General features: G+C 67.5%; 20 protein-coding genes and 2 pseudogenes. 8 read left to right on the forward strand and 14 right to left on the reverse strand.

What is annotated here, in order from left to right; translation table 11 throughout:
* The 13 genes from ACYQ0J_RS13085 to ACYQ0J_RS13145 form a co-directional block, all read right to left on the reverse strand.
* A partial coding sequence (locus tag ACYQ0J_RS13085; protein WP_460172548.1) for a transposase family protein occupies positions 1 to 194 on the reverse strand: 194 nt, incomplete at its 3' end.
* Between the two features lie 31 nt (positions 195 to 225).
* Positions 226 to 1,461, reverse strand: coding sequence for an MFS transporter (locus ACYQ0J_RS13090; RefSeq protein WP_460172567.1), 1,236 nt, complete (start codon positions 1,459 to 1,461; stop codon positions 226 to 228).
* Positions 1,461 to 3,509, reverse strand: a complete 2,049-nt coding sequence (locus ACYQ0J_RS13095; RefSeq protein ID WP_460172549.1) for a glycoside hydrolase family 2 TIM barrel-domain containing protein — start codon at positions 3,507 to 3,509, stop codon at positions 1,461 to 1,463. Before ACYQ0J_RS13095 ends, ACYQ0J_RS13090 begins: the two co-directional genes overlap by 1 nt.
* Complete coding sequence (locus ACYQ0J_RS13100) at positions 3,506 to 5,887, reverse strand: glycoside hydrolase family 31 protein (protein WP_460172550.1); 2,382 nt, start codon at positions 5,885 to 5,887, stop codon at positions 3,506 to 3,508. Before ACYQ0J_RS13100 ends, ACYQ0J_RS13095 begins: the two co-directional genes overlap by 4 nt.
* 9 nt (positions 5,888 to 5,896) lie before the next feature.
* Entirely contained in the window at positions 5,897 to 7,621 is a 1,725-nt protein-coding gene (locus tag ACYQ0J_RS13105) for a glycoside hydrolase family 2 protein (RefSeq protein ID WP_460172551.1), read from the reverse strand.
* Positions 7,622 to 7,623: 2 nt separating this feature from the next.
* Complete coding sequence (locus ACYQ0J_RS13110; RefSeq protein WP_460172552.1) at positions 7,624 to 8,877, reverse strand: MFS transporter; 1,254 nt, start codon at positions 8,875 to 8,877, stop codon at positions 7,624 to 7,626.
* Entirely contained in the window at positions 8,874 to 9,665 is a 792-nt protein-coding gene (locus ACYQ0J_RS13115; RefSeq protein ID WP_460172553.1) for a carbohydrate deacetylase, read from the reverse strand. The genes ACYQ0J_RS13110 and ACYQ0J_RS13115 overlap by 4 nt, the downstream gene beginning before the upstream one ends.
* A 137-nt stretch (positions 9,666 to 9,802) precedes the next feature.
* On the reverse strand, positions 9,803 to 10,771 hold the full coding sequence (ddl, locus tag ACYQ0J_RS13120; RefSeq protein ID WP_460172554.1) for a D-alanine--D-alanine ligase: 969 nt from the start codon (positions 10,769 to 10,771) through the stop codon (positions 9,803 to 9,805).
* A gap of 9 nt (positions 10,772 to 10,780) precedes the next feature.
* Positions 10,781 to 11,347 (reverse strand): aminoacyl-tRNA hydrolase, encoded by a 567-nt coding sequence (gene pth, locus ACYQ0J_RS13125; protein ID WP_460172555.1) that lies wholly within the window; start codon positions 11,345 to 11,347, stop codon positions 10,781 to 10,783.
* A gap of 71 nt (positions 11,348 to 11,418) precedes the next feature.
* Complete coding sequence (locus ACYQ0J_RS13130; protein WP_460172556.1) at positions 11,419 to 12,039, reverse strand: 50S ribosomal protein L25; 621 nt, start codon at positions 12,037 to 12,039, stop codon at positions 11,419 to 11,421.
* Between the two features lie 174 nt (positions 12,040 to 12,213).
* Positions 12,214 to 13,137 carry a ribose-phosphate diphosphokinase gene (locus tag ACYQ0J_RS13135; protein WP_460172557.1) on the reverse strand — a complete coding sequence of 308 codons (924 nt, stop codon included), beginning with the start codon at positions 13,135 to 13,137 and terminating at the stop codon, positions 12,214 to 12,216.
* Between the two features lie 15 nt (positions 13,138 to 13,152).
* Positions 13,153 to 13,818 (reverse strand): 5'-methylthioadenosine/S-adenosylhomocysteine nucleosidase, encoded by a 666-nt coding sequence (gene mtnN, locus ACYQ0J_RS13140; RefSeq protein WP_460172558.1) that lies wholly within the window; start codon positions 13,816 to 13,818, stop codon positions 13,153 to 13,155.
* Positions 13,815 to 14,279: an S-ribosylhomocysteine lyase gene (locus ACYQ0J_RS13145; RefSeq protein WP_460172559.1), complete on the reverse strand. Its 465-nt coding sequence runs from the start codon at positions 14,277 to 14,279 to the stop codon at positions 13,815 to 13,817. Before ACYQ0J_RS13145 ends, mtnN begins: the two co-directional genes overlap by 4 nt.
* Before the next feature lie 31 nt (positions 14,280 to 14,310).
* Here ACYQ0J_RS13145 and guaA point away from each other — a divergent pair, with 31 nt between their 5' ends.
* From guaA to ACYQ0J_RS13165, 4 genes are read left to right on the forward strand one after another with little or no spacing between them, the layout of a single operon-like run.
* Entirely contained in the window at positions 14,311 to 15,822 is a 1,512-nt protein-coding gene (gene guaA, locus ACYQ0J_RS13150; RefSeq protein WP_460172560.1) for a glutamine-hydrolyzing GMP synthase, read from the forward strand.
* Positions 15,822 to 16,385, forward strand: coding sequence for a Uma2 family endonuclease (locus ACYQ0J_RS13155; protein ID WP_460172561.1), 564 nt, complete (start codon positions 15,822 to 15,824; stop codon positions 16,383 to 16,385). The genes guaA and ACYQ0J_RS13155 overlap by 1 nt, the downstream gene beginning before the upstream one ends.
* 24 nt (positions 16,386 to 16,409) lie before the next feature.
* The gene (locus tag ACYQ0J_RS13160) at positions 16,410 to 16,697 is read left to right on the forward strand and encodes a glutamine synthetase/cystathionine beta-lyase binding protein (protein ID WP_460172562.1); all 288 of its coding nucleotides are present in this window, start codon (positions 16,410 to 16,412) and stop codon (positions 16,695 to 16,697) included.
* Entirely contained in the window at positions 16,697 to 17,080 is a 384-nt protein-coding gene (locus tag ACYQ0J_RS13165; RefSeq protein WP_460172563.1) for a VOC family protein, read from the forward strand. Before ACYQ0J_RS13160 ends, ACYQ0J_RS13165 begins: the two co-directional genes overlap by 1 nt.
* A 225-nt stretch (positions 17,081 to 17,305) precedes the next feature.
* Here the strand turns inward: ACYQ0J_RS13165 and ACYQ0J_RS13170 are convergent, their stop codons facing one another.
* Positions 17,306 to 19,678 (reverse strand): tetratricopeptide repeat protein, encoded by a 2,373-nt coding sequence (locus tag ACYQ0J_RS13170; protein WP_460172564.1) that lies wholly within the window; start codon positions 19,676 to 19,678, stop codon positions 17,306 to 17,308.
* Between the two features lie 425 nt (positions 19,679 to 20,103).
* On the opposite strand from ACYQ0J_RS13170, the gene ACYQ0J_RS13175 reads away from it, so the two are divergent.
* The 4 genes and pseudogenes from ACYQ0J_RS13175 to ACYQ0J_RS13190 all read left to right on the forward strand — a co-directional run.
* Complete coding sequence (locus tag ACYQ0J_RS13175; protein ID WP_460172565.1) at positions 20,104 to 21,639, forward strand: S8 family serine peptidase; 1,536 nt, start codon at positions 20,104 to 20,106, stop codon at positions 21,637 to 21,639.
* Between the two features lie 123 nt (positions 21,640 to 21,762).
* Positions 21,763 to 22,449, forward strand: coding sequence for a hypothetical protein (locus ACYQ0J_RS13180; protein WP_460172566.1), 687 nt, complete (start codon positions 21,763 to 21,765; stop codon positions 22,447 to 22,449).
* 13 nt (positions 22,450 to 22,462) lie between these two features.
* Positions 22,463 to 23,830, forward strand: a pseudogene (locus ACYQ0J_RS13185) (AMP-binding protein); the annotation flags it as partial.
* Positions 23,831 to 23,879: 49 nt separating this feature from the next.
* Positions 23,880 to 24,064 (forward strand): annotated as a pseudogene (locus tag ACYQ0J_RS13190) (IS982 family transposase); the annotation flags it as partial.

Below are 24,064 nucleotides of genomic sequence, written 5' to 3' on the forward strand. Positions count from 1 at the left end.
TGGCCTGGGGGCTTGCGCAGGCCCAGGTGGGGGAGGAGGTGGGGGTGAGCGCGGGCGAAGCGTTCCACGCCGCGCAGGGAGTCCACGCGGCTGAGGAAGGCCACCAGGATGAGGGCCAAGAGGCCCCACAGGGGGTATCGCCGGTTGCGGGCCCTAGGGTCGGGGACTTGGGACAAGGCTTCGCGCAAGGTCATGCCCTTTGTATACCCGGGGGATACATATCGGTCAAGTCTGCCCCAGGGCCAAAAGGGTGGCCAGGAAGGGAGGCACGGCCATGAGGAAGCGGAAGGCCGCCTCCGGGCTTGGCCCCGGGGCCTCCCCGCTCACGTAGCCGAAAAGCGGGGTGAGGAGGGCGAAGGCAAGGGCCTGCAGGGGCCCGGAAAGCCGGTTGATGAAGCCGTAGACGCTGTAATAAACCCCCTCCCGCCTCCGCCCGGTGAGGGCGGCATCCCGGTCGATCACCTCGGCCAGGAGCACGTCCCCCACCACCAACACCCCGCCAAACCCCACCCCGATGAGCACCCCCACGGGCAGGGCCTCGAGGAGCCCCCGGGGCCAGAGGAGGAGGAAGGCCCCCAGGGCGAGAAGGCCGATGGCGAGAAGCCAGGCCCCCTTGGGCCCGAAGGCGGCGGCGAGCCGGGCCCAGAGGAGGACCGAGGGGAGGGCGGCGAGGAGCACCGAGGCGAAGAGCAAGGAGGTGGCCTCCCCCCCGAGGCCCAGGGCGTACTTGGCGTAGAAGGGCATGGCCGCCCCGAAGAGGCCCACGGCAAAGAGGAGAAAAAGCGCCGCCAGGGAGTAGATCCAAAAGGCGCGGTTCCCCAGGGTGTAGCGGAAGGCGGGGACGAAGGGGAGGGGCTCAGGCGCCTGGGCTTTGGGGTCCTCCCGGACGGCGAGGAGGAAGAGGAGGACCAGCCCGCCCCCCACGGCCCCGTAGAGGAGGGCCATGCCGGAAAAGCCCCAGGCGGTGTAGACCAAGGGGGGGAGGGCGATGCTCCCCATGAGGCCCAGAAAGTAAAATCCCTGCCGCCAGGCGTTGGCCCGGGCCCGCTCCTTCTGGCCGCGGAAAAGCTCGGGGAAGAGGGCGGCGTGGTTCACCCAGGTGAGGGCGGCAAAGGTTTCAAAAAGGAGGATCACCCCCAGGCAGTACCAGAAGAGCCTTGCCCCTTCCCGGAAAGCCTCCGGCACGCTGAAGGTGAGGTAGAAGGCGAGGAGGAAAAAGGGCAGGCCCAGAAGGAGCCAGGGCCGCCTGCGGCCCCAAGGGGTCCTGGTGCGGTCCGAGAGGTAGCCGAAAAGGGGGTCGTTCACCGCATCCCACACGGAAAAGACGAGCCGGGCCAGGGCGAAGGCCCCCGCGGCCAGGCCCAGGTGGTCCAGGTAGTAGAAGGCCAGGTAGGTGCCGAAGGTCTGGGCGGGGAGGGTGAGGCCCAGGCCCCCCAGGGCGTAGGCCAGGTGGAGCAGCATCACCAGGCCACCCCCAGGGGCAGGATGGGCTCCAGGTACTCCACGCTGAGGACGTGGCGGGACCAGAGCCTCTCCCCCTCCCAGGCCTCCCCCACCAGGCGGTAGGCCCCGGGGGGGATCCGGGCCAGGGCCTCCTGCAGGGGCAGGAAGCGGGCCTGGACCTCCAAAGGGCTTTCCCAAAGCTCCCCCAGGCTGAAAAACCGCCGCACCTCCCCCGGGGCCAGGGCCACCTCCTCCTCGTAGAGGAGGAGGGTGGCGGGGCCCTCCAGGAAGAGGCGGACCCGGAGGCTTAAGGACCGGTCCAGGTCGCTTACGAGCCAGGCCTCCTGCAAGGGGGGCCCGCCCACCTCCACCCGTTCCCGGTAGGGCACCAGGGAGAGGAGGACGGGGCTGCTGGCCTCCTTAAGGGCGAAATACCCCTTTTTGGGGACGCGCTCCACGTCCACCACCGCCCAGGTGATCCCCTCCCAGGGCTCCACGAACATGAACTGGAAGTAGCCCACCACCTTCCCCTTGCCCCTCCGGTAGGCGTGGACCGCGAACTCCAATAGCCTCGCCTGGTAGTCCTGGGAGTTCTCCACGAAGGCCTCCAGGCTCTCCCCCATCCCCACCCCGGCCACCCGGAAGGTCTCGTGGGGCTGGAAGTTGTGGTAGGCCCAGACCTCCCACCTGGGGGGCCAGGCCGCCTCCCCCAACACCCGCCGCAAAAGCTCCGCCCGGGGCAGGGCCTGGGCCCCGAACTCCGAGGGGAGGGGGGCCCCGGGGAGGGCCAGGAAGTCCCGCAGGTGCCCCCAGTACCAGCCCGGGTAAGGGTGCTCCCAGAAGTCCGAGGCCTCCTTCACGGGCCGGGTGGGGTCCGCCCCCCGGAGCGCCCCCGCGAGGAGGGGGCCCAGGGCGTGGCGGTTGTGGGTGGGCTCGTTCTGGGCGCACCAGAGGTAGAGGCTGGGGTGGGCCCCCAGGACTTCCACCATGGCCCGGGCCTGGCGCAGGGCCTCCTGGGCGAAGGCCTCGTCCGGGGCGTAGCCCCACTGCAGGGGGAAGTCCTGCCAGACCAAGACCCCCTCCCGGTCGCAGGCCGCGTAGAAGGCGGGGTGGGTCACGTGGGCGTGGACCCGCACCGCGTTCAGGTTCGCCTCCTTGAGGAGGGCCACGTCCTTTTGGGCCACCTCCTCGGAGTAGGCGGCGAGCCACTGGGTGGGGATGGCGTTGGTGCCCCGCAGGAAAAGCCGCTTCCCGTTCAAAAGGAGCCAGCCCTCCCCGTCCACCTCCACGGTGCGGAAGCCCAAGGGGACGGCAAGCCGCGCCCCCATAAGCTCCGCCTCCAGGCGGAAGAGGTGGGGAAAGCCCCGCTCCCACACCTCCCACAGGGGCATCCCCGGCAGGTCCCAGACCACCTCCCGCCAGGCCCGCCCCGCCCCGCCCTCCAGGAGGGCCTCCCGCTCCAGGGCCTCCCCGGGGAAGTTGGCCGGGACCAAGGAAAGGCGCACCCCCTCGCGGAAGGGCCTCTGGGCGTCCACCAAAAGGCGCACCCAAAGCCGCCACCCCCCGGGCCGGGGGAAGAGGCGGTGGGTGAGCCCGAGGAGGGCCACCTCCTCCCGGGCCCAGACCTCCACCCCGCCCCATAGCCCCCCCGTACCCCGCTCCTGGCCCCGCTCTCCCGAACCCCCGGGGCGGCAGTCGTGCTGGCCGAAGACCCCCTTGATCTGCCGCTTGAACCGGGGCCAGACCCCAAGGGGCTCCTTGGGGGCGGAAACCCTGAGGAGGAGCTCTTCCCCTTTGGGAAGCTCCAAAAGCCAGGGGAAGAAGTACCCCTCGTGCCGGCCCAAATAAACCCCGTCCAGCCAGGCCTCCTGGTAGTAGTCCCCAAAGGAGCGGAGGAAGCGCCTGGGCCCCGCCTCGGGCAGGTGAAACCGGTACCAGCCCACCTCCGCCTCCATCCCCTCCAGGCTCCACTGGTGGGGCAGGGCCACCTCGCGAAAGCCCCCCTCGGGAAGCCCCTCCGGCCCCTCCGCCCCGTGGGCCAAAAACCACCCCCTCTCCAGCCTCATCCTTCCACCTCCAAAAGGGCCTCGCGGAAGGGAGGGAGGAGGACCCCGCCCCCCTCGGCGGGGTAAACCTCCCCCTCCACGGAGGCCCTGAGGAGCCGCTTCCCGAAAAGCTTGAGCCGGACCCCCTCCCACGGCCAGGGATAAGCCCCCTCCCCCTGCCAGAGAAGGCGGAAGCCCCCTGGGGCGGGGACGAGGCGGAAGCGGTCCAGCCTATAAGGGCCTTCCCCCTCCCCCTCGTCCCAGTAGAGGCAGCCCTCCGCCCCTTCCGCCCCCGGGTAGAGGTGGAGGGCCAGGACGCCCTCCTCCAGGAGGGGCAGGACGCTTCCCGCCCGCACCAGGAGGGGGATCCGGTCCAGGGGGGCGGGAAGCCGCGCCCAGGTGGGGCCCTGGAGGGACCGGTCCTCCTCCCAGGGGTGCCAGCCGCCCGGGGGCAGGGGCACCTCCACGGCCCGCCCCCCCTCCTCCAGGACCGGGGCCACCAGGAGGGCCTCCCCCAGGAGGAAGGCCTCCTCCGTGTAGGGCCCCCCCTCCAGGAAGAGGGGCTTGAGGAGGGGCCTGCCCTCCCGGCTTGCCCGGTAGGCCAGGGTGTAGAGGTAGGGGAGGAGGCTTTCCCGGAGGGCCATGGCCCGCCGCACCCCCTCCAGCACCTCCTCCCCGAAAAGCCAGGGCTCCCGGCGCTTGGTCCAGCGGGCCGCGTGGAGGCGGAAGAAGGGGGTGAGGGCCGCCATCTGGAACCAGCGCAGGTAGAGCTCGGGGGAGGGGTTGCCGCTGAAGCCCCCGATGTCCGAGCCCACGAAGTAGACCCCGGAGAGGGAAAGCCCGAGGAGGGCCCGCAGGGTGGCCTTTAGGCCCTCCCAGGTGCTCTCCACGTCCCCCGTCCAGGCCCAGGCGTAGCGCTGCACCCCCGCGTGGCCCGCGCGGGTGAGGAGGAAGGGGCGGCTTCCCGGGGCGTGCTTCCGGAACCCCTCCCAGCTCGCCCGGGCCATGAGGAGGCCGTAGAGGTTGTGGGCGAGGCAGTGGTCCCCCCCTTGGCCCTCCAGGGCGTGGCGGGCGCTTGCGGGCAGGGTGGGCTCCCCCCAGGCGGCGAAGAGGGCGGGCTCGTTCATGTCCAGCCAGAAGCCCGCGATTCCCATCTCCAGAAACCCCTTGAGCTTCTCCCCCCACCAGGCCCGGGCCTTGGGGTCGGTGAAGTCGGGGAAGGCGGCAAGCCCCGGCCACACCGGGCCCCGGACCACCTCCCCGGAGGGGAGGCGGCAGAAGAGCCCCTCCCTCAGGCCCTCCTCGTAAGGGGAAAACCCCTTTTCCGCCTTCACCCCGGGGTCCAGGATGAGGACGGTGCGCACCCCCTTCTCCCGGAAAGCCCGCACCAGGCCCTCGAGGTCGGGGTAGCGGTCCCCGTCCACGGTGAAGACCCGGTAGCCCCGCATGTAGTCGATGTCCAGGTGCACCGCCCGCAAGGGGAGGCCCCGCTCCAGAAAGCCCGCCACCGCCTCCTCCACCTCCTTCCGGGTCCTGAGCCCCCAGCGGGCGTAGTGGAAGCCCAGGGCCCAGCGGGGGGGCATGGGGGGAAGGCCCGTGAGGCGCAGGTAGCGGGCCAGGGCCTCCTCCAGGGGGCCGGGGATGAGGTAGTAGCGGAAGGTCCCCCCTAAAAACCCCACCCAGGCCTCCTCCCCCCGGAGGTCGGCGAAGCCCTCCGCGGGGTTCTCGTAGAAGGCCAGGTACCCCCCCTCGGGCAGGAGGGAGAGCCACACGGGGACGGAGAGGTAAAGGGGGTCCTCCCCGGGGCCGTAGCTTCCCCCCGGGTCCCGGTTCCAGAGGCGGAAGGCCCCGCCCCGGCGGTCCAGGGGGTGGGCCCGCTCCCCCAGGCCCAGCACCCGCTCCCCGGGGGCGAGCCGGACCCGGTGGCGCCACGCCCTCCCCGCCCGCTCCGGGTAGGCCTCTCGCCGCAGGAGCCTGCCCCCCTCGTCCCGGACCTCCAGGCCCTCCTCCCCGAGGGCGAGGGCCAGGCGGCGCGTGCGGAGGAGGCGGGCTCCATCCGGCCCCTCCAGGCGCTCGGGCTCCAGGGGAGAGGCCTCCTCCGCCAGGGCGTAGGGGGGAAGGGCCTCCCCGGGGGACCAGGTGAGGCGGAGGAGGTCCTCCCCCAGGAAGACCGCCTCCAGCTCGGCCTCGGCGAAGCGCACCCTCACCCCGCCGGGAATGGCCTCGAGGCCCTGCACCCTCCCTACCCCCCTCCAGGGGGGAAGGGGGGCCTCGGGGGCCCAGCGGTCCCGCCTCCAGGCGTACCGGACCGCGAGGAGGAGGATGCCGGGGCCCAGGAGGGCCGCCATCTCCGCCGCGCTCCAGAGCTTCTTGCCGAGGGTTTTACCGGCAAAGCCCATGTCCACCTCCTACTCCGCGAGAAGCCGCCTCGCCTCGCAGCCCTCCAGGAAGGCCCGGACCCTCTCGGGGGGCACCTTGGGCCTTCGCCGGAAGTCCAGGAGGCCGTTCTCCTCCTGGAAGGTGTCGTAGAGCTGGGTGTAGCAGAACCCGCTGAGGCGGCTTTCGCAGGCCGCTTCCAGGTAGCGGAGCACCTCCCGCAGGAAGGCCTCCTCCCCCTCCGCCTCCCGGTACCCCCAGCCCGGGCCCGGCCCCTTGAGCCTGAGCCCCCCGAACTCGGAGAGGAAGGGGCGCACCCCCGGGGGAAGGCCCTCCAGGGCGAGGGGACGGCCCATGGGGGCCTCGGGCAGGCCCTCCCGGTACCGCCGGGCGAGGGCCTCCAGGGGGGCGTAGTCGTGCACGGTGAGGAGGTCCCAGGCGGGACCGTGCTCAAAGCCGTCGTTGTCCACCAAGAGGCGCGTGGGGTCCAGGGCGCGGGCCAGGGCGAAGGCCCCCTGGAGGAAGGCCAAGGTCTCGGCCCGCCAGGGGGTGAGGCCCCAGCTCTCGTTGAAGAGGACCCAGGCCACCAGGCCGGGGTGGTTGTGGTCCCGCTCCAGGGCCGCGGCGAGCTCGGCGAGGTAGCGCCGCGCCGCCTTGGGGGAGAAGCGGAAGAAGCTCGGCATCTCCGCGAAGACGAGAAGCCCGAGCCGGTCCGCCAGGTGGAGGTAGCGGGGGTCCTCCAGCTTCTGGTGCTTGCGCACCCCGTTGAAGCCCAAGGCCTTGGCGAGCTCCACGTCCCGCCGGAGGGCGGCAAGCCCCGGGGGCGCCAGGTGCCCCTCGGGCCAGAGCCCCTGGTCCAGGGCCAGCTTGGGGAGGTAGGGCTCCCCGTTGAGGAGGAAAACCCCCCTTCGGGCGGCCACCTCCCGCAGGCCCCCGTAGGCGTAGGCCTCGTCCAGGAGGCGCCTCCCGGCGAGGAGGCGGAGGCGCAAGGGGAAGAGCACGGGGTTTTCCGGCCGCCAGAGGAGGCCTTCCGGGCTTCCCCTCAGGGGAAGCCCCAGGAAGCCGCGGGCGGTCCCGGCGGAGAGGGGAAAGCGGGCCTCCAGCCAGGGCTTCTCCGGCAGGGGGGCCTCCCCTCTCACCCCGGGGAAGAGGGCCACCTCCACCGCCTCCCCCTCCCCCTGAACCCCCACCTCCAGGTGGAAGCCCAGGGCCTTGAGGTCCGGGGTGAGGCGCAGGGCGGCGATGTGGCTTTCCGGCACCCACTCCAGCCACACGGGCTGCCAGATCCCCGTGGTGCGGGGGTAGAAGATGCCCCCGGGCTCCCCCAGGGCCTGCTTGCCCCGGGGGATCTCCGGGTCCTCGGGGTCGTCCTCGGCCCGCACCAGGACCTCGAGGGGCTTTCCCAGGAAAGGGGTGAGCTCCAGGCCAAAGGGGGTGTGCCCCCCCTCGTGCTCCAGGACCCGCACCCCGTTCACGAAGACCTCCGCCCGGTAGTCCACGGCCCCGAAGCGGAGGAAAAGCCGCCGGCCGGGCCTGGGCCTAAGCCTCAGGGCCTTCCGGTACCAGGCCACCCGCACCCAGGCCTCCCTCACCCCGCTTCCCGGGGCCTCGGGGGGGAAGGGGACGAGGATCCTCCGGTCAAACCGCACCCCGTGGGGGGCCTCCGCCTCGCTTAGGGCGAAGTCCCAGGGGCCCTCGAGGCTCCGCCAGCCCGGGCGCTGCAGGGTGGGCCGGGGGTGGTTGGGATGTAGCCGCATCCTCACTCCCGCACCTCGTGGGGGAAGAGGGCGGTGAGGCCGTAGGCCAGGAGGATGGCCAGCCCGGGCACCACGGAGATGAGGAAGCGGAAGGCCAGCCCCGGGTTCGGCCCCGGGTTCTCCCCGCTCACGTAGCCGAAAAGCGGGGTGAGGAGGGCGAAGGCAAGCCCCACCAAGGCCCCGGAGGCCCGGCCCAAAAGCCCCACCAGGCTGTAGTAGGCCCCCTCCCGGCGGGTTCCCGTGCGCTCCGCGTCCAAGTCAATCACCTTGGCCATCACCACCTCCCCCGTGACCCGAACCCCCGCAAACCCCACCCCCACCAGGGCCCCCACCAGGAGGGCCGCGGGGAGGCCCTGGGGCAGGAAGAGGAGGAGGGCGGCGAGGCCCATGAGGAGGTGGGCAAGCCGCCAGGCCCGCTTGCCCCCCAGAACCTGGGCCAGCCGCCCCCAGAGGAAGACCGAGGGCAGGGCCACCAGGAAGACCGCGGCGAAGAGGAAGGTGGTGGCCGCCTCGGGCAAGCCCAGGCTGTGCTTGGCGTAGAAGGCCATCCCCGTCTGGATCACCGTGCGCCCGAACTCAAAGAGGAGGCCCACCAGGGCCACCACCCAGAAGGCCCGGTTGGCCAGGACCAGGCGGAAGGACTCCCGCAGGCCCAGGCCGCTTTGGGCCCGGGGGTCCTCCTCCACCCCCCTCAGGAAGAAGAGGAAGGCCCAAAGGGCCACGGCGGCGAAGAGGAGGGCCATGCCCAAGAACCCCAGCCGGGCGTAGACCAGGGGGGCCAGGGCGATGCCCAGGATGAGGCCGAAAAGCTCCGTGCCGCGCCGCAGGGCCGCCGCCTGGGCCCGCTCGGGAAGGGTGCGGAACATCTCGGGGAAAAGGGCCCCGTGGTTGGTCCAAACCACGGTGGCCAGGGTCTCGTAGAGGACGATGGCCGCCGCGAAGTAATAGGGGAGCACCCCGGGGCTCCTCGCCCAGTCCGGCACCCAGAAGACCAGGACGTAGGCCAGCAGGAAGAGGGGGATGCCCAGGAGGAGCCAGGGCCGCCTGCGGCCTAAAGGGGTCTTGGTGCGGTCGGAGAGGTGGCCGAAAAGGGGGTCGTTGACCGCGTCCCAAAAGGCGTAGACCGTGCGGGCCAGGGCGTAGAAGGCGGCGGAAAGGCCAAGCCTTTCCAAGTAGAAGAAGGCGAGGTAGGTGCCAAAGCTCTCGGAGACCAAGGTGAGGCCCAGCTGTCCCGAGGCGTAGCGCCAGGGCCTCATAGGACCTCCCGCACGGCCTTCCAGGTGAGGGGGTGGAACTCCGCGAGCACCCGCCGCACCTCGGGGTGGGAGAGGGCGAAGTAGTCCGCCTCCCGGGTGGCCCAGTCGGGGAGGGCCCGGCCCTCGGGGGTGGGGAGGGCGCTGTGGTGGACCAGGTGGTAGAGGCCCGGGGGGAGGTGGGCGAGGCCCAGATAGAAGCCGAGCCGCTCTTCCGGGGGGAGGCCGTAGGGGTCCAGGAAGCGCACCCGGGGGAAGGGGCTCTCCTCCATGAGGCGCAGGAGGTCGGGGAGAAACGCCGGGGGCACGCCCAGGCCCTCGAGGCTCTCGGGCACCAGGGCGGGCAGCCGGTACTCCCAGGCCAGGCGCAGGTACACCTCGGCGAGGTCGGGCCGGAGCACCGCCCCCTGGTGGGCGTCCAGGTGGGTGGGGACAAAGAGCCTCCTCGCCGCCTCTATCTGGGCCCTAAGCTCCCGCTCCACCTCCTCGGCCCTGGCCCTTTGCCAGAGGGCCTCGAGGCTCCCCGGGAAGTAGCCCGCCCCGTCCCTCAGGCTTTCCCCCTCGGTGAGGGGCCGCATCCTGGGGGCGGGCCACTCGCTGGTGAGCACCAGGTGCACCCCCAGGTCCTCCCCCTTGACCCCGCTCGCCCAGGCCCCGGGGACCATCACGCTCCCCGTGGGAAAACCCAGGGCCTGGTAAGCCCCGTTCTGGGCGTGGGTCAGGCCCAGGTCGTCGTGGTGGAGCAAAAGGACCCGCCGCCCCCGAAGGCCAAGCCGCTCCAAAACGTCCATCTTCCCCTCCTTTCCCTTGGCTCCATTCTAGGGGAAAGGAGGGCTTCAAGTACCCCGCCGGGGGCCCCCAAAGGGCGGGCCCGCGAAGCCAGGCGGTAGATTGCGCGGGGCGAAAGGAAGGCGGGCGCTCAGCGGGGCTACGCCAAGGCCAGCTCCACCAGGCGTCGGAGAAGCTCGGGGTAGGCGAGGCCCCCGGCCGCGAAGAGCTTGGGGTACATGCTGGTGGGCGTGAAGCCGGGGATGGTGTTCACCTCGTTGAGGTACACCTCGCCCTCGGCCAGGAAGAAGTCCACCCGGGCCATGCCCCGGATGCCGAGGAGCTTGTAGGCCTTCAGGGCCAGCTCCTGGATGGTCTCCTGGGTCCCGGGGTCCAGGGGGGCGGGGATGAGGAGCTCGGCCCGGCCCGGGGTGTACTTGGTCTCGTAATCGTAGAAGGGGGCCTGGTAGCGCACCTCCCCCACCGGGCTCGCCTGGCCGAAGACGTTGCCGAGCACCCCCACCTCCAGCTCCCGCACCCCGGGGAGGGCCTTTTCCACCACCGCCTTGCCGTCGTGGCGAAACGCCTCGGCCAGGGCCCCTTCCAGCTCCCCGTACCGCTCCACCCGGGAGATGCCGATGCTGGAGCCGGTGTTGGCGGGCTTGACGAAAAAAGGGGGTTCAAAGGGGACCAGGGGCGCCTCCCCCCGGTAGAGGGCCACCCAGGGCACCACCGGCACCCCGGCCTGGGCCAGGACCCGCTTGGTGAGGTCCTTGTCCATGCAAAGGGCGCTCGCCGCCACCCCGGCCCCCACGTAGGGCTTGCCCAGGAGTTCCAAAAAGCCTTGGACCGTCCCGTCCTCCCCCCACCGCCCGTGGAGCAGGGGGAAGACCACCCCGTAGCGGTCCCAGTCCAAAGGCGGGGGGAAGGGGTGCTCCCCTCGAGGCGCCACCCCCTCCCGGAGGGCCTGCAAGGCCCTCTCCCCGAGGAGCCAACGCCCGTCCTTGGCGATGACGGCCAGCTCCGCGGGAAAGGGCATGTGCTCCAAGACCCCGTGGGCCGAGAGGAGGGAGACCTCGTGCTCGGGGCTTCTCCCCCCGGCGATGACGAGCACTCTGGGCGCTACCATGGCTAAAGCTTAGCCCCTTTCCCGGAGGTCCAGGCCGTTGTACCGCCCCGCGCAAGGCAGGAGCCCCTCCGCTATCCAGCAGCGCACCGCCTCCTTGGCCGCCTCCAGAACCCGCTCCACCACCGGCCACTCCTCCGGGGCAAAGGGGGAGAGCACGTACGCCGCCCCCAGCTCCCGGCTCGGGGGTTTGCCGATGCCGATGCGCAACCGGTGGAAGGCCTGGGTACCCAAGGCCTCGGCGATGGAGGCCACGCCCCGGTTGCCCGCCGGGCTCCCCCCGGCCTTGAAGCGCAGGCGCCCCAAGGGCAGGTCCATCTCATCGTGGACCACCAGGATGCGCTCCGGGGGGATCCGGTAGAAGCGGGCCAGGGGGGCCACCGCCTGCCCGCTCAGGTTGTAGTAGGTGAGGGGCTTGAGGAAGAAGCCCCTCTCGCCCCCCACCTCCGCCTCCGCCAGGAGGGCCTCCCCCTTCTTCCGGAAGCCAAGCCCCAGCCGGTCCAGGACCATGAAGCCCACGTTGTGCCGGGTCTTGGCGTACCCCTCCCCGGGGTTGCCCTGGCCCACCACCAGGAACACCTTTCCCTCCCCAAAAGAAGGGGGGCCCACCCCTTAGCCCCTGCCGAGGGAGGGCCCCCACCGGGGCGGCCCTAGGCCTCCTCTTCCTTCTTGCCCTTCTTGATGACCTCGGGCTCGGCCGGGGCCTCGGCCGCCTCCGCCGCCAGGCGCTCCACGTCCTCCGGGGGCACCACCGCGGCCAGGGTCTCCTCGGGGGAGACGGCCAGCTTCACCCCCTCCGGGAGCTTGAGGTCGGCGGCGTGGAGGCTATCCCCGATGCCCAGACCGGAGACGTCCACCTCAATGAACTCGGGGATGTTCCGGGGGGAGACCCGCACCAGGATGTCCCGGTGCACCTCCTGGAGCACACCCCCTTCCCGCACCCCCTGGGGGGTGCCCACGAAGCGCAAGGGGATGTACATCTCCACCGGCTCGTCGGAGAGCACGTAGAAGTCCACGTGTTCGGGACGGCGCCTGCGCTTGTCCAGGTTCACCTGGCGCACCAGGGTGGGGAGCGTCTGGCCGTCGGGAAGCTCCAGGACGATCACGTGGTGGATGGAGGCCTGGCGGAAGACCTTGTCAAACTCGGAAAGCTCCACGTAGACCTTCTGGTTCAGGCTACGGTTGTACATCACCCCGGGGAGCTTGCCCGCACGGCGCAGGGCAGAAGGCCGCTCCCCCTCCCGGTAGTAGGCTTTCAAACGGTACTCCATGGCTCCTCCTTGAATTTGACCCTGGCCCCCAAGGGGCGCACAAAGAAAAGCTTACCACGCCCCAGGGCCTTCGGGGCACCCACCCCAAGGCCAAGTGCCCGCCCCTCCACTTCGCCAAACACCACCTTCCGGGCATGCCCTTTTGGGGCCCCCACCGAGGCCTCGGTGGAGTACTCAGATGAGGGCGCTCACCGACTGGTTGGTGTGCACGTGGCGGATGGCCTGGGCCAGGAGCTCGGCGGTGGAAAGCACCGTGTAGCCCCCGTCCCTCAAGGGGATGGTATCGGTGAAGATGACCTCCTGGATGGCGGGGTGGGCCAGGTTCTCCCGGGCCTCCCCCACCAGAACCGGGTGGGTGGCCATGACCACCACCTGGGGGAGGGCCCCGGCCTCCAGGAGGGCCTCCACCCCCCGCCGGATGGTGCCCCCGGTGGAGACGATGTCGTCAATGAGCAAGGGGCGCCTTCCCGCCACGTCCCCGATCACGTAGGTGACGGAGGTCTCCCTGGGCCCGTGGCGGCGCTTGGCCAGCATGGCGAAGGGCAGGCCCAGGCGCTCGGAAAGCCTCCTGGCCTCCTCGGCGCGGCCCGCATCCGGCGAGACCACCACGGCGTTCTCCGTGTAGCCCCGCTCCTGGAGGTAGCGGGCAAAGAGGCGCACGGCAGAGAGGTGGTCCACGGGGATGTCAAAAAACCCCTGGATCTGGGGGGCGTGGAGGTCTATGGCGATGACCCGATGGAACCCCACCGCTTCCAGGAGGTTCGCCACCAGCTTGGCGCTTATGGGCTCCCGGCCTTGGGTTTGCTTGTCCTGGCGGGCGTAGCCGAAGTAGGGGATCACGGCGTTGATCCGCCCCGCGGAACTCCGCCTGGCGGCGTCCGCCAGGAGCAGGAGCTCCATGAGGTGGTCGTTCACCGGGGGGCTCGTGGGCTGGATGAGGTAGACGTCGTCCCCCCGCACGCTCTCCAGGAGGCGCACCCGCACCTCCCCGTCGGGGAAGCGGTCCACCATGGCCTGGCCCAGGGGCACCCCTAGGGCTTCGGCCACCCGCCGGGCCAGGTCGGGGTGGGCGTTGCCCGTGAAGAGCCTTATTTCCATAGGGAGATCCCCCTTTCAGTATACGAGGAGACCCCTGGCGAGAAGGCCAAGGCGCCTCGAGGCCTCCCGCAAAAAGGCCTGGAAGTCAAAGGCCGCCCCCTCCCCTGCCCCGTCCGTCACCGCCCGGACCAGGGCCATGGGGTGGCGGAAGCGCCAGGCCACCATGAGGGCCGCGGCCCCCTCCATCTCCACCGCGTGGGCGCCGAAGAGGGCCTTAAGCCTCTCCGCCTCCTCCCTTTGGGCCAGAAAGCGGTCCCCCGTGGCCACCACCCCGCGCCGCGCCCGCAGGCCCAGGGCCAAGGCCGCCCGCTCCGCCCGCGCCAGGAGGCCTGGGTCGGAGGGAAAGAAGCGCACCCCGAAGGCGGTCTCCCCAGGAAGGCGGCCAAAGGGGGTGAGGTCCACGTCCCACTGCACCGCCTCCTCCGCCAAAAGGAGATCCAAGGCCCTTAGGGTAGGGTCCAAGGCCCCCGCCACCCCCAGAAAAAAGCTCTCCTGGGGGGCGAAGCGGGCCAACACGTAGGCCACGCCGGAGGCCGCGGCCACCTTGCCCACCCCCGTTTCCGCCACCAAGACCCCCTTTCCCCGGTGGAGGGGAAAAGGGGCTTCCAAGGCCTCCCCCGCCCCCAGGGCCTCCCTGAGGGCGGAGGCCTCCTCGGGTTCGGCGGCGAAGAAGGCGGTCATGGCTGAAGGGGTACGGTGGGCTGGACCCTGAGGCCCTGCCGCAAGACCTTCTCCGCCCAGGCCTTGGCGCCCTTTAGGTCGTGGTCCCGGTAGTTGCCGCACGCCCTAAGGCTCGCCCCGGGGACCTCCCCCACGTGGGTGAGGACATCCCTTAGGGCCCGCTCCAGGGCCACCAGGACCCTTTCCTCGTCCAGGGGGCCTTCCGCCACCAGGTAGAACCCCGTGCGGCAGCCCATGGGGGAAAGGTCGATGACCCCAGGGAGGTGGTCCCGCAAGTAGCCTGCGAGGAGGTGTTCCAGGGTGTGCAGGGCCGCCGTGGGCAGGGCCTCCCGGTTGGGCTGGGCCAGCCTGAGGTCGTACTTCTCCACCACGCCCCCGCCCACGGGCTTCCTCCCCGCAAGCCGCACATAAGGGGCCACCACCTTGGTGTGGTCCAGGGCGAAGCTCTCCACCTCGGCCATAACCCCATCCTACCCTGCTAGACTGGCCCATATGGTCCTGGTGCTGGACTTCGGCTCCCAGTACACGCGGCTCATCGCGAGAAGGCTCCGGGAGCTTCGGGCCTTCTCCCTGATCCTGCCCGGGGATGCTCCCCTGGAGGAGGTCCTGAAGCACAAGCCCAAGGCCCTGATCCTTTCCGGCGGGCCCAAAAGCGTCTTTGACCCCAAGGCCCCCCGGCCCGACCCCCGCCTCCTCGCCCTGGGCCTCCCCACCTTGGGCATCTGCTACGGGATGCAGCTTTTGGCCCAGCTCCACGGGGGCAAGGTGGAGCGCTCCGGCCGGGCGGAGTACGGGAAGGCCCTCCTCACCCAGTACACGGGCCCTCTCTTCCGGGGCCTGGAGGGGGAGGTCCAGGTGTGGATGAGCCACCAGGACGCGGTGACCGAGCTTCCCCCGGGGTGGTGGGTTTCCGCCAGGACCGAGGAGAACCCCGTGGCCGCCATGGAGGCCGAGGACGGCAAAACCTTTGCCGTGCAGTTCCACCCCGAGGTGGCCCACACCCCCAAGGGGATGCAGATCCTGGAGAACTTCCTGGAGCTCGCCGGGGTCCCGCGGGACTGGACCCCGGAGCAGGTCCTCGAGGGCCTCCTGAAGGAGGTCCGAAAGACGGTGGGAAAGGACCGGGTCCTCCTCGCCGTCTCCGGGGGGGTGGACTCCTCCACCCTGGCCCTCCTCCTGGCCAAGGCGGGCGTGGACCACCTGGCGGTCTTCGTGGACCACGGGCTTCTGCGCCTGGGGGAAAGGGAGGAGGTGGAAGGGGCCCTGAAGGCCCTTGGGGTGAACCTCCTGGTGGTGGAGGCCAAGGCGCGCTTCCTCAAGGCCCTAAAGGGGGTGGAGGACCCCGAGGAGAAGCGGAGGATCATCGGACGGGAGTTCGTGGAGGTCTTCAGCCAGGTGGCCCGGGAAAGGGGGCCCTTCCGCTTCCTGGCCCAGGGCACCCTCTACCCGGACGTAATAGAGTCCGCGGGGGGGCACGGGGCGGCCAAGATCAAGAGCCACCACAATGTGGGGGGCCTCCCCGAGGACCTGAAGTTTGAACTTCTAGAGCCCTTCCGCCTCCTCTTCAAGGACGAGGTGCGGGAGCTCGCCCTCCTCCTGGGCCTTCCCGACCCCATCCGCCTCCGCCACCCCTTCCCCGGGCCCGGCCTCGCGGTGCGCATCGTGGGGGAGGTGACGGAGGAGCGCCTGGACGTCCTCAGGCGGGCGGACGACATCTTCACGAGCCTCCTCAAGGAGTGGGGGCTTTACGAAAAGGTGGCCCAGGCCCTGGCGGTCCTCACCCCCATAAGGAGCGTGGGGGTGGCGGGGGACGAGCGGAAGTACGGCCACGTCCTGGCCCTAAGGGCCGTGACCACCGAGGACTTCATGACCGCGGACTGGGCGAGGCTTCCCCTGGACTTCCTGGACGAGGCGGCCCGGCGCATCACGGGGAGGGTGCCCGAGGTGGGCCGGGTGGTCTACGACATCACCTCCAAGCCCCCGGCCACGATAGAGTGGGAGTGATGGGCGAACCCGCAAGGCTTAGGCGGCTCACCGCCGAGGAGTACCTGAGGGAGGAGGCCACCTCCCCCGTGAAGCGGGAGCTGGTGGAGGGGGTTCCCTTCGCCATGGCCGGGGCGGGCCGGGCCCACAACCTGATCGTGACCAACCTGGTGCTCCTCCTCGGCCCCCTGGCCCGCAGGAAGGGCTGCCGCCTCTACGTGGCCGACATGAAGCTTAAGGTGGGGGAGGCCACCTTCTACTACCCGGACCTCATGGCGGCCTGCGCCCCGCCCCCGGATAACCCCCTCTACGAGGAGGCCCCCTGCCTGGTGGTGGAGGTCCTCTCCCCCGCCACGGAGGGGGTGGACCGCAGGGAGAAGCTCTGGCGCTACCTCTCCCTTCCCTCCCTCGAGGGCTACCTCCTGGTGAGCGCCCGGGAGAGGCGGGTGGAGCTCTACCGGAAAGAGGGCGATATCCTCCACCAGGTGGCGGAGGAAGGGGAGGTACCCCTGCCCTGCCTGGAGGGAAGCCTGCCCGTGGCGGAGGTCTACGCCGGGGTAGAGCTGGAGGGCCAAGCGGGGTAGACTGGAGGGGAAAGGAGGCAAACCATGCCCACCTTTATCGTGCTCAGCTCCCTCACGGACGACGGTGCCGAGACCCTGGTGAAAAACCCCGAGCGCATCAAGGAGGTGAACCAGGAGCTGGAGCGGGACTTCGGGGTGAAGGTGGTGGCCCAGTACGCGGTGCTCGGGCCCTACGACTTCGTGAACGTGGTGGAGGCGGAGGACGCCCTCAGCGTGGCCCGGGCCATGCTCCACCTGGCCTCGAGGGGGAGCGTGAAGACCACCACCCTGGAGGCCATCCCCGTGGCCGACCTCATCGCCAAGCTCAAGTAGTGGACGTCCTGGAAACCTCGGTCTACGCCAAGGACCTGGAGAGGGCGCGGGCCTTCTACGAGGGGGTTCTGGGCCTCCCCTGCTTCCAGTTCAAGCCCCCCCGGCACGCCTTCTTCCGCGCCGGGCGAGGGGTCTTCCTGGTCTTCAACCCCGAGGAGACGGAGAAGGACGAGGCCCTTCCCCCCCACGGGGCGAGGGGGAGCGTCCACGTGGCCTTCCGGGTGGAGGAGGAGGAGCTTTCCCTTTGGGAGAAAAGGCTTCGGGAAGCGGGCTATCCCGTATGGTGGGCGACCTGGCCCAAGGGGAAGAGCCTCTACACCCGCGACCCCGAGGGGAACCTTATCGAGCTCGCGCCAGGGCAGATCTGGGACCACGAACCGTAGCGGAGCCTGGGAGCGCTGAACTCCTTGCTCGAGGCCTAGGCCTTTTGAAGGCTGGTAGTTCTACTCTGCATGCTTCTAGACCCCCGTGGGGGCTGTACATCCTGTCAAGCTCGGATGCCTGCAGTCGGCATGGGTAGCTACTGCTACACCCAGATTCCCCGGCCGTATGGCACCCGAAACCCACCAGCGCCAGGCATCCAAGTTAAGCAGCACGCGAAGAAATTTTCAGGAAAGCAACCGGTTTAGCCTCTCCTCCTGAAGGCTAGCGCTTCGCTCGTAGCCCAGCCGTCGATAGAACTCAACCAGTTCCCGCCGAGCCTCCAGGTTAAGAGGGTCATGAAGCACCAAGTCCTCCAGATAGGCCAAAACCCTGCCCGTATCTTCTTTCTTAAGCTGTGTCAGGCGCCTTTCCCTGCGGGCTTCGAAGAGCATCGCTTCATCGGGAAGCAGGTCGGCCAACTCGGGGAGAATGGGTCGGGACAGCTGACGCACATCGCTGAACTCCTCTATCTGGGTTAAGTCTAGTTCTACCGGATAAACCAAACGCACTACTCCCTTATGCGTTTCAGAAAGCCGTGCTTGGAAAAGCCGATTAAGGAAATAAAGGGCTGTGGCTAGGCTACCCTCGGGGTTAGCGGAATCACTCCACAAACGCTCTGCCAGATGGACTCTCGGCCACCCACCAGGTTGGAGAGCAAGTAGCACAAGCAGGGCTGCGGCCTTTCGCGTGGAGAACTCTGACAGTATAAAGCGTTTCCCAGCAAAATAGACTCGGAATGGACCCAACCCCCGGATGCGCACAGGAAGGAAGTCGCGAAGCTCGGGGTGGTTTTCGGAAAGGCGTTGCATATGAACACCGAAGCCGGGATCCAAGGTGAAGAGGCCGTATTTTTCCGCCTTCAGGATGGGAAGGAGTTCTTCCACGCGCCCCAAAAGCAAAAGGGCTGCGCAAGCTTCGAACTGGGCCCCCTTAGCCATGGCCCGTTCCCTTAACAGCTCGGGTTCCAAGGCTCCGAGGAGCACCCGCTCCAGATCTGCCCGCAGGTCCTCCAGGCCTTGTAAAAGGCCAAGGGCTTTCTCCCTTTCTCCCCTATGACGGGCCACCCGGGCGAGAAGGAGGCGCCGCTCCAAATCTAAACGGGTCTCCTGGGTATCTGGTTGCTGCAATACCTCCTCCAGGGCCTCGCTCTCCCCCAAAAGAAGGTAAAGCCAGGCCCGGTTTAACAAGGCCACTCCTCTTGCTCGTGGATCCTCCTCTGCCTTCTCTAAGGCCTGGTGAGCCTTGTGAAGTTCTCCCCGTAGGAGATACAGTTCGGCCAAATTGCCCCAAAGCAATCCCGTGGGTCGACCATAACGGGAAAAAAGGCCCAGAGCCTCCTTATAAAGGACCTCTGCCTCCCTTAGGCGGCCCATGGCCTGGTAGCTTAAGGCCAGGAGCAAAAGGCTCTCCCCCTCTAGCTCCCCCTTGGCCAAAGCCCGGAAGAGCCCCACCGCCTCCTTGAGGTAGGGCTCCACCGCCCGATATTCCCCCCTCACCACCCAAAGCCCTGCTAGGTTGTGGGCAGCCTTGGCGCGAAGGACTGGCTGGGAAGCAAGGCGATAAGCCTCAGACCAATTGGCTTCTGCCTTCGCCACCTCTCCTTGGGCCACGTGCAATAGACCCAACTCTAACTGCCGCCAAGGCTCCAAACCGGGATCGCTCCCCGCCTTTTCTAGAAAGGCTAGGGCCACCTGAGCCTGACTCCCTTTACGAGCGAGCCTTCCGGCAAGCAAATTGTACAAGGGGTGGTCGCACCAGGCCTCGGGTACGCGGGCCAAAATCCCCCTTAGGCGGTTCTCCTCTTGCAAGTCCATCACCAAGGCCGCCTCGAGGGCCTCTACCACCAGGCCTACTTCTAAATAGCTCAAAATGGCAGCTTCCCCAAGGCCAACCTCCAAGAGCCTCTTGGCTAAATACCGCACTTCCTCCGGGTCCCAAAAGGGACACAGAACCCGGGTCAGCAACCTGGGAAGAGCCACTCCCCCTGCCTTTGGCACCAGAAGGCCCCGGTCCCAAAGTCCATAGACCTCCTCTGGGCTGAGGCCGAGGTGAGCCCAAAGAATAGGGGCCAGGACAGGTGCCCTAGCAGCCTTAAAAGCAGCGGCCTCTACCTCAACAGGGACCAAGGCCTTAAGCCTTACTACCACCTGGGGGTGAGAGGCGAGAGGCCACGTTCCCACTTCCCGGGCCAGGGCCAATCCCAGGGGCCAACCTTCCGTCTCTTCATAGGTGGCTCTGCGAAAGTCCCCTGGATAAGCCGCCAGGGCGTCCTCCCATTCGCCGGCTTCCCATACAAGCTCGGCTTCAGAAAACCAAACCCCCTCTAGCTCTCCCAACCTCTTGAAAAGATGGCTACGGGAAGGAGGAAGCCAGAGGGCAGGGGGTCGAAGGTGCTCGAGCTGGCTTCCCACTTGGTAGCCGGAGGCCTCTGCCCAGGCCACCAGATCCTCCTGGTAGCCGACCCCCACAGGGGCCACCACCCAAGCGGGCGGACCTTTCAACCGCCTCGCCGCCTTTCCGGGAAGCCTCGGAACATTTGATGGGTTTTTGATGACCATGGCCTACCCTGGTATCCTGAGGAGGAAGGAGAATGAACTCAATGACCCAAAAGGCATACCTTCTAGCCGTGGCGGTAGCCGTAATGGGCTTTCTGGTTGCCTGTAGCCAAGTGAAACCTCCCTCTGCACCCCCGGGCAATGGTCCATCTGCCCCCAGCTCCCCCAGCGACGGCTCACCTGCTACCACGTCTTCCCCGCCGCCTCTTTTCGGAACACCAAGCTCCGGCACCCCGAGCGCCTGCCAAGCCCTCTACACCACCCCCCCTAGCCAACCAGTAGTCCAGGAAGACCTCCCCTATGGCCAAATTGCAACCCTCATTCTATCGTTCGCCCAGGACAGCGTCAAGGCTCGGGCAGTCAACTGGATGGAAACCAACCTGGGGCTTAAGCCCGGCCAAGGCCTGGGGGTCTTTGAGAACTTGCCCATGGTGGCCATCAAGGTCCCTGTCACCCAGGACTTGATCCGGCACCTGGTAGAAGGGCTCAGGCCCTTGGGCCTGGTTTCCGTCTACGCCGACGCTCCCCTCCAGTACTACCTGGCCGAAAGCGTTCCCTTTATCGGGGCTACCCAGGCACGGGGCGAGTTTGGGGTCACGGGGAAGGGGATCGGGGTGGCAGTGATCGACAGCGGCATTGACGGTACCCACGCGGACTTCCAACAGGGTGTCAACCTGGGCCGGAACGTGAAGATTGTGGGACCCTTGTTGGAGGAACCGGTGGGTGGGTATCTCTACGCCGATCTCCCCAACACGGACACCTCTAGCGGCCACGGCACCCATGTAGCCTCCACCATCGCTGGCCTCGGTAAGGCCTCCCTGAGCAACAAGAAGTATGTGGGCGTGGCCCCTGGAGCCACCCTGGTGGGCGTGGGTGCAGGAGATGCCCTCTTCATCCTTTACGCCCTTCAAGGCTTCGACTTCATCATGAAGCCCGATATCCGGGAGAAATACAACATCCGTGTAGTCTCGAACTCCTGGGGGACAAGCGGTAAGTTCGCTCCCTATAACCCCATCGCCTTAGCCACCAAGCGGGCCTACGACTTGGGGATGATCGTGGTCTTCGCCGCTGGGAATGATGGTCCTAATCCCGATACCCTGAACCCTTACTCCGTTTCCCCTTGCGCGATTTCCGTAGCCGCCGGGGATAAACAGGGCTATTTGGCCGACTTCTCCAGCCGGGGCATTCCTGGTGATCCTCTCTACCACCCGGACATCACCGCTCCGGGGGTTGACATCGTGGCCGCCCGGGCCTCTACCTGCACCCTCTGCGCTCTAGATAGAAAGACCATAAGCTCAGACCCTACCAACATAGCTTTCTACACCACCATGAGTGGTACCTCCATGGCGACTCCGCACGTTTCTGGCACCATCGCCCTCATGCTGGAGGCAAACCCCAGCCTGCGCCTTGAGGATATCCTGGATATCTTCCGCGACACCGCCCGCAAGATGTACTACATAAAGAGCATCACGCCTCCCAACGGATTTGACCCCACCCAACAACCCAAGGTGGAGGTGGCCCAGCGCGAGGAGTGGGAGGTGGGCTACGGCTACCTCGACGCCTACGGGGCCGTACGAGAAGCGGTGCTGCGGAACCCGGTGCGCTACACCCTGCACACCCAAGCCCTGGATAACTGGACGGGCCAGGTCCAGACTGCTGTTTGCGCTCCCCTTGTGGACTGCGTTGTAAAAGCCAGCCACACCCACGAGATCCAGGTGCCTGAAGGGCTCAGTGCCCTCCGGGTTCGGGTGGACTGGGGCAATCCCGCCTACGACCTGGACCTTTACGTTTACGACCCCGACGGCAACTTGGCCGGGTCCTCCACCCAGGGCACCTCTACCTTTGAGGCGGTGGCCATCCCAGCCCCCAAGGGCGGCACCTGGAAGGTAGAGGTCCGGGGATACCTGAACCCACCCACGGCCTACCAGGGCAAGGCCGAAGGGGACCAGCTGGTCCGCAGGTAAGGTTCACCCACCCTGGGCCCCGGGGTCTCACCCCGGGGCTTTGATGGTTTTTTGAGGGACCCTATCTACAATCGTCTTGTACTGAGTCAAGAGATGGAGGAAACGACTATGCGAAACATCCAAGTGCTGGTGGTCCTGATGGGCGTTTTGGCTTCGGTCCCGGTCCTTGGGGCTACCCTTCCGGAACTGGAAGGCCTCTTTGAGCAGGGCAAGTACCAGGAGGTAGCCCAGGAAGCTTCAAAACTTGGAGGTTCGGAGGCACTGGCCCTAGCCTCCAAAGCCGCAGCCTTCTACGCCATCTACCAGGCACAGGGGGATACGGAGAAGCGGGAATGGTTCAAACGGGCAGAGGAGTTGGCCCGGAGGGCCATTCAGCTAGATCCTAAAAACCCGCGGGCCTATATGGCTCTAGGTCGGGCCCTAGGCCGCCTGGCAGAGTACGCCAACCTTTTCAGCCAGGCAGCCTTAGCCAACCAGATTCGGCAGGCTTTTGAAAAAGCCATTGAGCTAGACCGTAGCTATCCCGAACCCAAGGTGGGTCTGGCCCTTTGGCACGCCCAGCTTGTGGCCAAAAAGCTGGGGTTCGTCTTCGGAGCCCGGGCCGATCGGGTGGAACCCCTGATGGATGAAGCCCTTAGTCTACAACCGAACCGGATCATCTTCCACGTGGAATACGCCCGCGCGATGGTGCTTCTAGGCAAGAAGGACAAAGCCAAAGCCCTTCTGGAAAAGGCCCTTTCCCTACCGGTGAAAACGGCAGAGGACAAGTACGAGCAAGAGCATGCCCGAAAGCTACTGGGAGAGCTTTGAGCGGGGTGAGAGGATGACCGCCCAAGAACGGCCCTGGTTGCGGTTTTACGATGAGGGCATTCCTCAGGAGTTAGTCTATCCCCAGGTCCCTCTTTACCGCCTTCTTGAGGAGGCCGCGGCCCGGTTTCCTGAAAACGTGGCCCTGGACTTCTTAGGGGGCCTGGGAAAGCAGATCACGTACGCCCAACTCCTGACCACGGCCCGTAGGGTAGCGGCAAATCTCCAGGTCTTGGGGCTCCGGAAGGGAGACCGCGTGGCCCTGATGTTGCCCAACGTACCGCAGTACGTGATCGCCTACTACGGTACCCTCATGGCCGGGGGCGTAGTGGTCAACCTAAACCCCCTCTATACAGCGCGCGAGCTTAAGGAACTCCTGCAGGACGCCCGGCCTCGTTTCCTCGTGATGCTGGATTTCCTGTTCCCCCTCTACCAAGAGGTGGAGAAAGAGGTGTCGGTACAGGTGGTCTTCACCACGGGCATCCAAGACTACCTTCGCTTCCCCTTCAACCTTCTCTATCCCATAAAGGCGCGGCGGGAAGGCCGGTGGGCCCGGCTAGGCCCCCATCCCAAGCGCCGGAGGTTCGGCATCCTGACCCAGCCACAAGCCTTCCGACCTGTGGAAGTAGAGGGTGACGACCTGGCCGTGATCCAGTACACGGGAGGAACGACAGGAACTCCCAAAGGGGCCACGCTGAGCCATAGGAACCTGGTGGCCAACGTTTACCAGGTTTGGGCGTGGATGGAAGGGGGTAAGAACCGAACGGACAAGCTCCGGCTTGAGGAGGGAAAGGAAGTGGTGCTCTGCATCATCCCCTTCTTTCATGTCTACGGGATGACGGTAGCCATGAACCTGGGCATCAAGCAAGGAGCACGACTGATCCTCATGCCTCGCCCAGACCTGAAGCAAGCGGTGGCGCTCGTGGAAAAGCGGAAGGTAACCCTCATGCCGGGGGTGCCTACCCTTTATGTGGGCTTCAACCAGTTCCCGGGCATAGAAAAGCGGGACATTAGCAGCATCAAGTTCTGCATTTCCGGGGCTGCGCCCCTCCCCGTAGAAGTGGCCAAACGTTTTGAAGAGCTCACAGGGGCCAAGCTCATTGAGGGCTATGGCCTATCTGAGGCAAGCCCCGTGACCCATGCCAACCCTCTCTTTGGGAAGCGAAAGGTGGGTTCCATCGGACTGCCCCTTCCTGGGGTGGACGCCAAGGTAGTGGATGAAGCAGGGAATGAGGTACCAACAGGAGAAGCGGGGGAACTGGTCGTCAGGGGTCCCAACGTTATGACTGGCTATTGGAACAACTCCGAGGAAACCCAAAAAACCCTTAAAGACGGCTGGCTCCACACCGGCGACATAGCCCGTATGGATGAGGAAGGTTATTTCTAACCCAAGTTGCTACCTATCCCCTGGATCTGAAAAAATAGTGGCCGCTATGCTTTCCCGTCTCATAGCGGCCTTTTGCATTATAGACGACGCCCTGCAAGCCATGGGCTACAAGGATGACCCCCAAGCCAAAACGCCCGCCTCCGCCATCCTCACCCTCGCCCTCCTTGCCGCCCTAGAGTTCGGCGGCAAGCACAACAAGGCCCTGGCCCTCGCCAAAGACCTCGGCCTCTT

This window comes from Thermus sp. FJN-A, assembly GCF_054655095.1.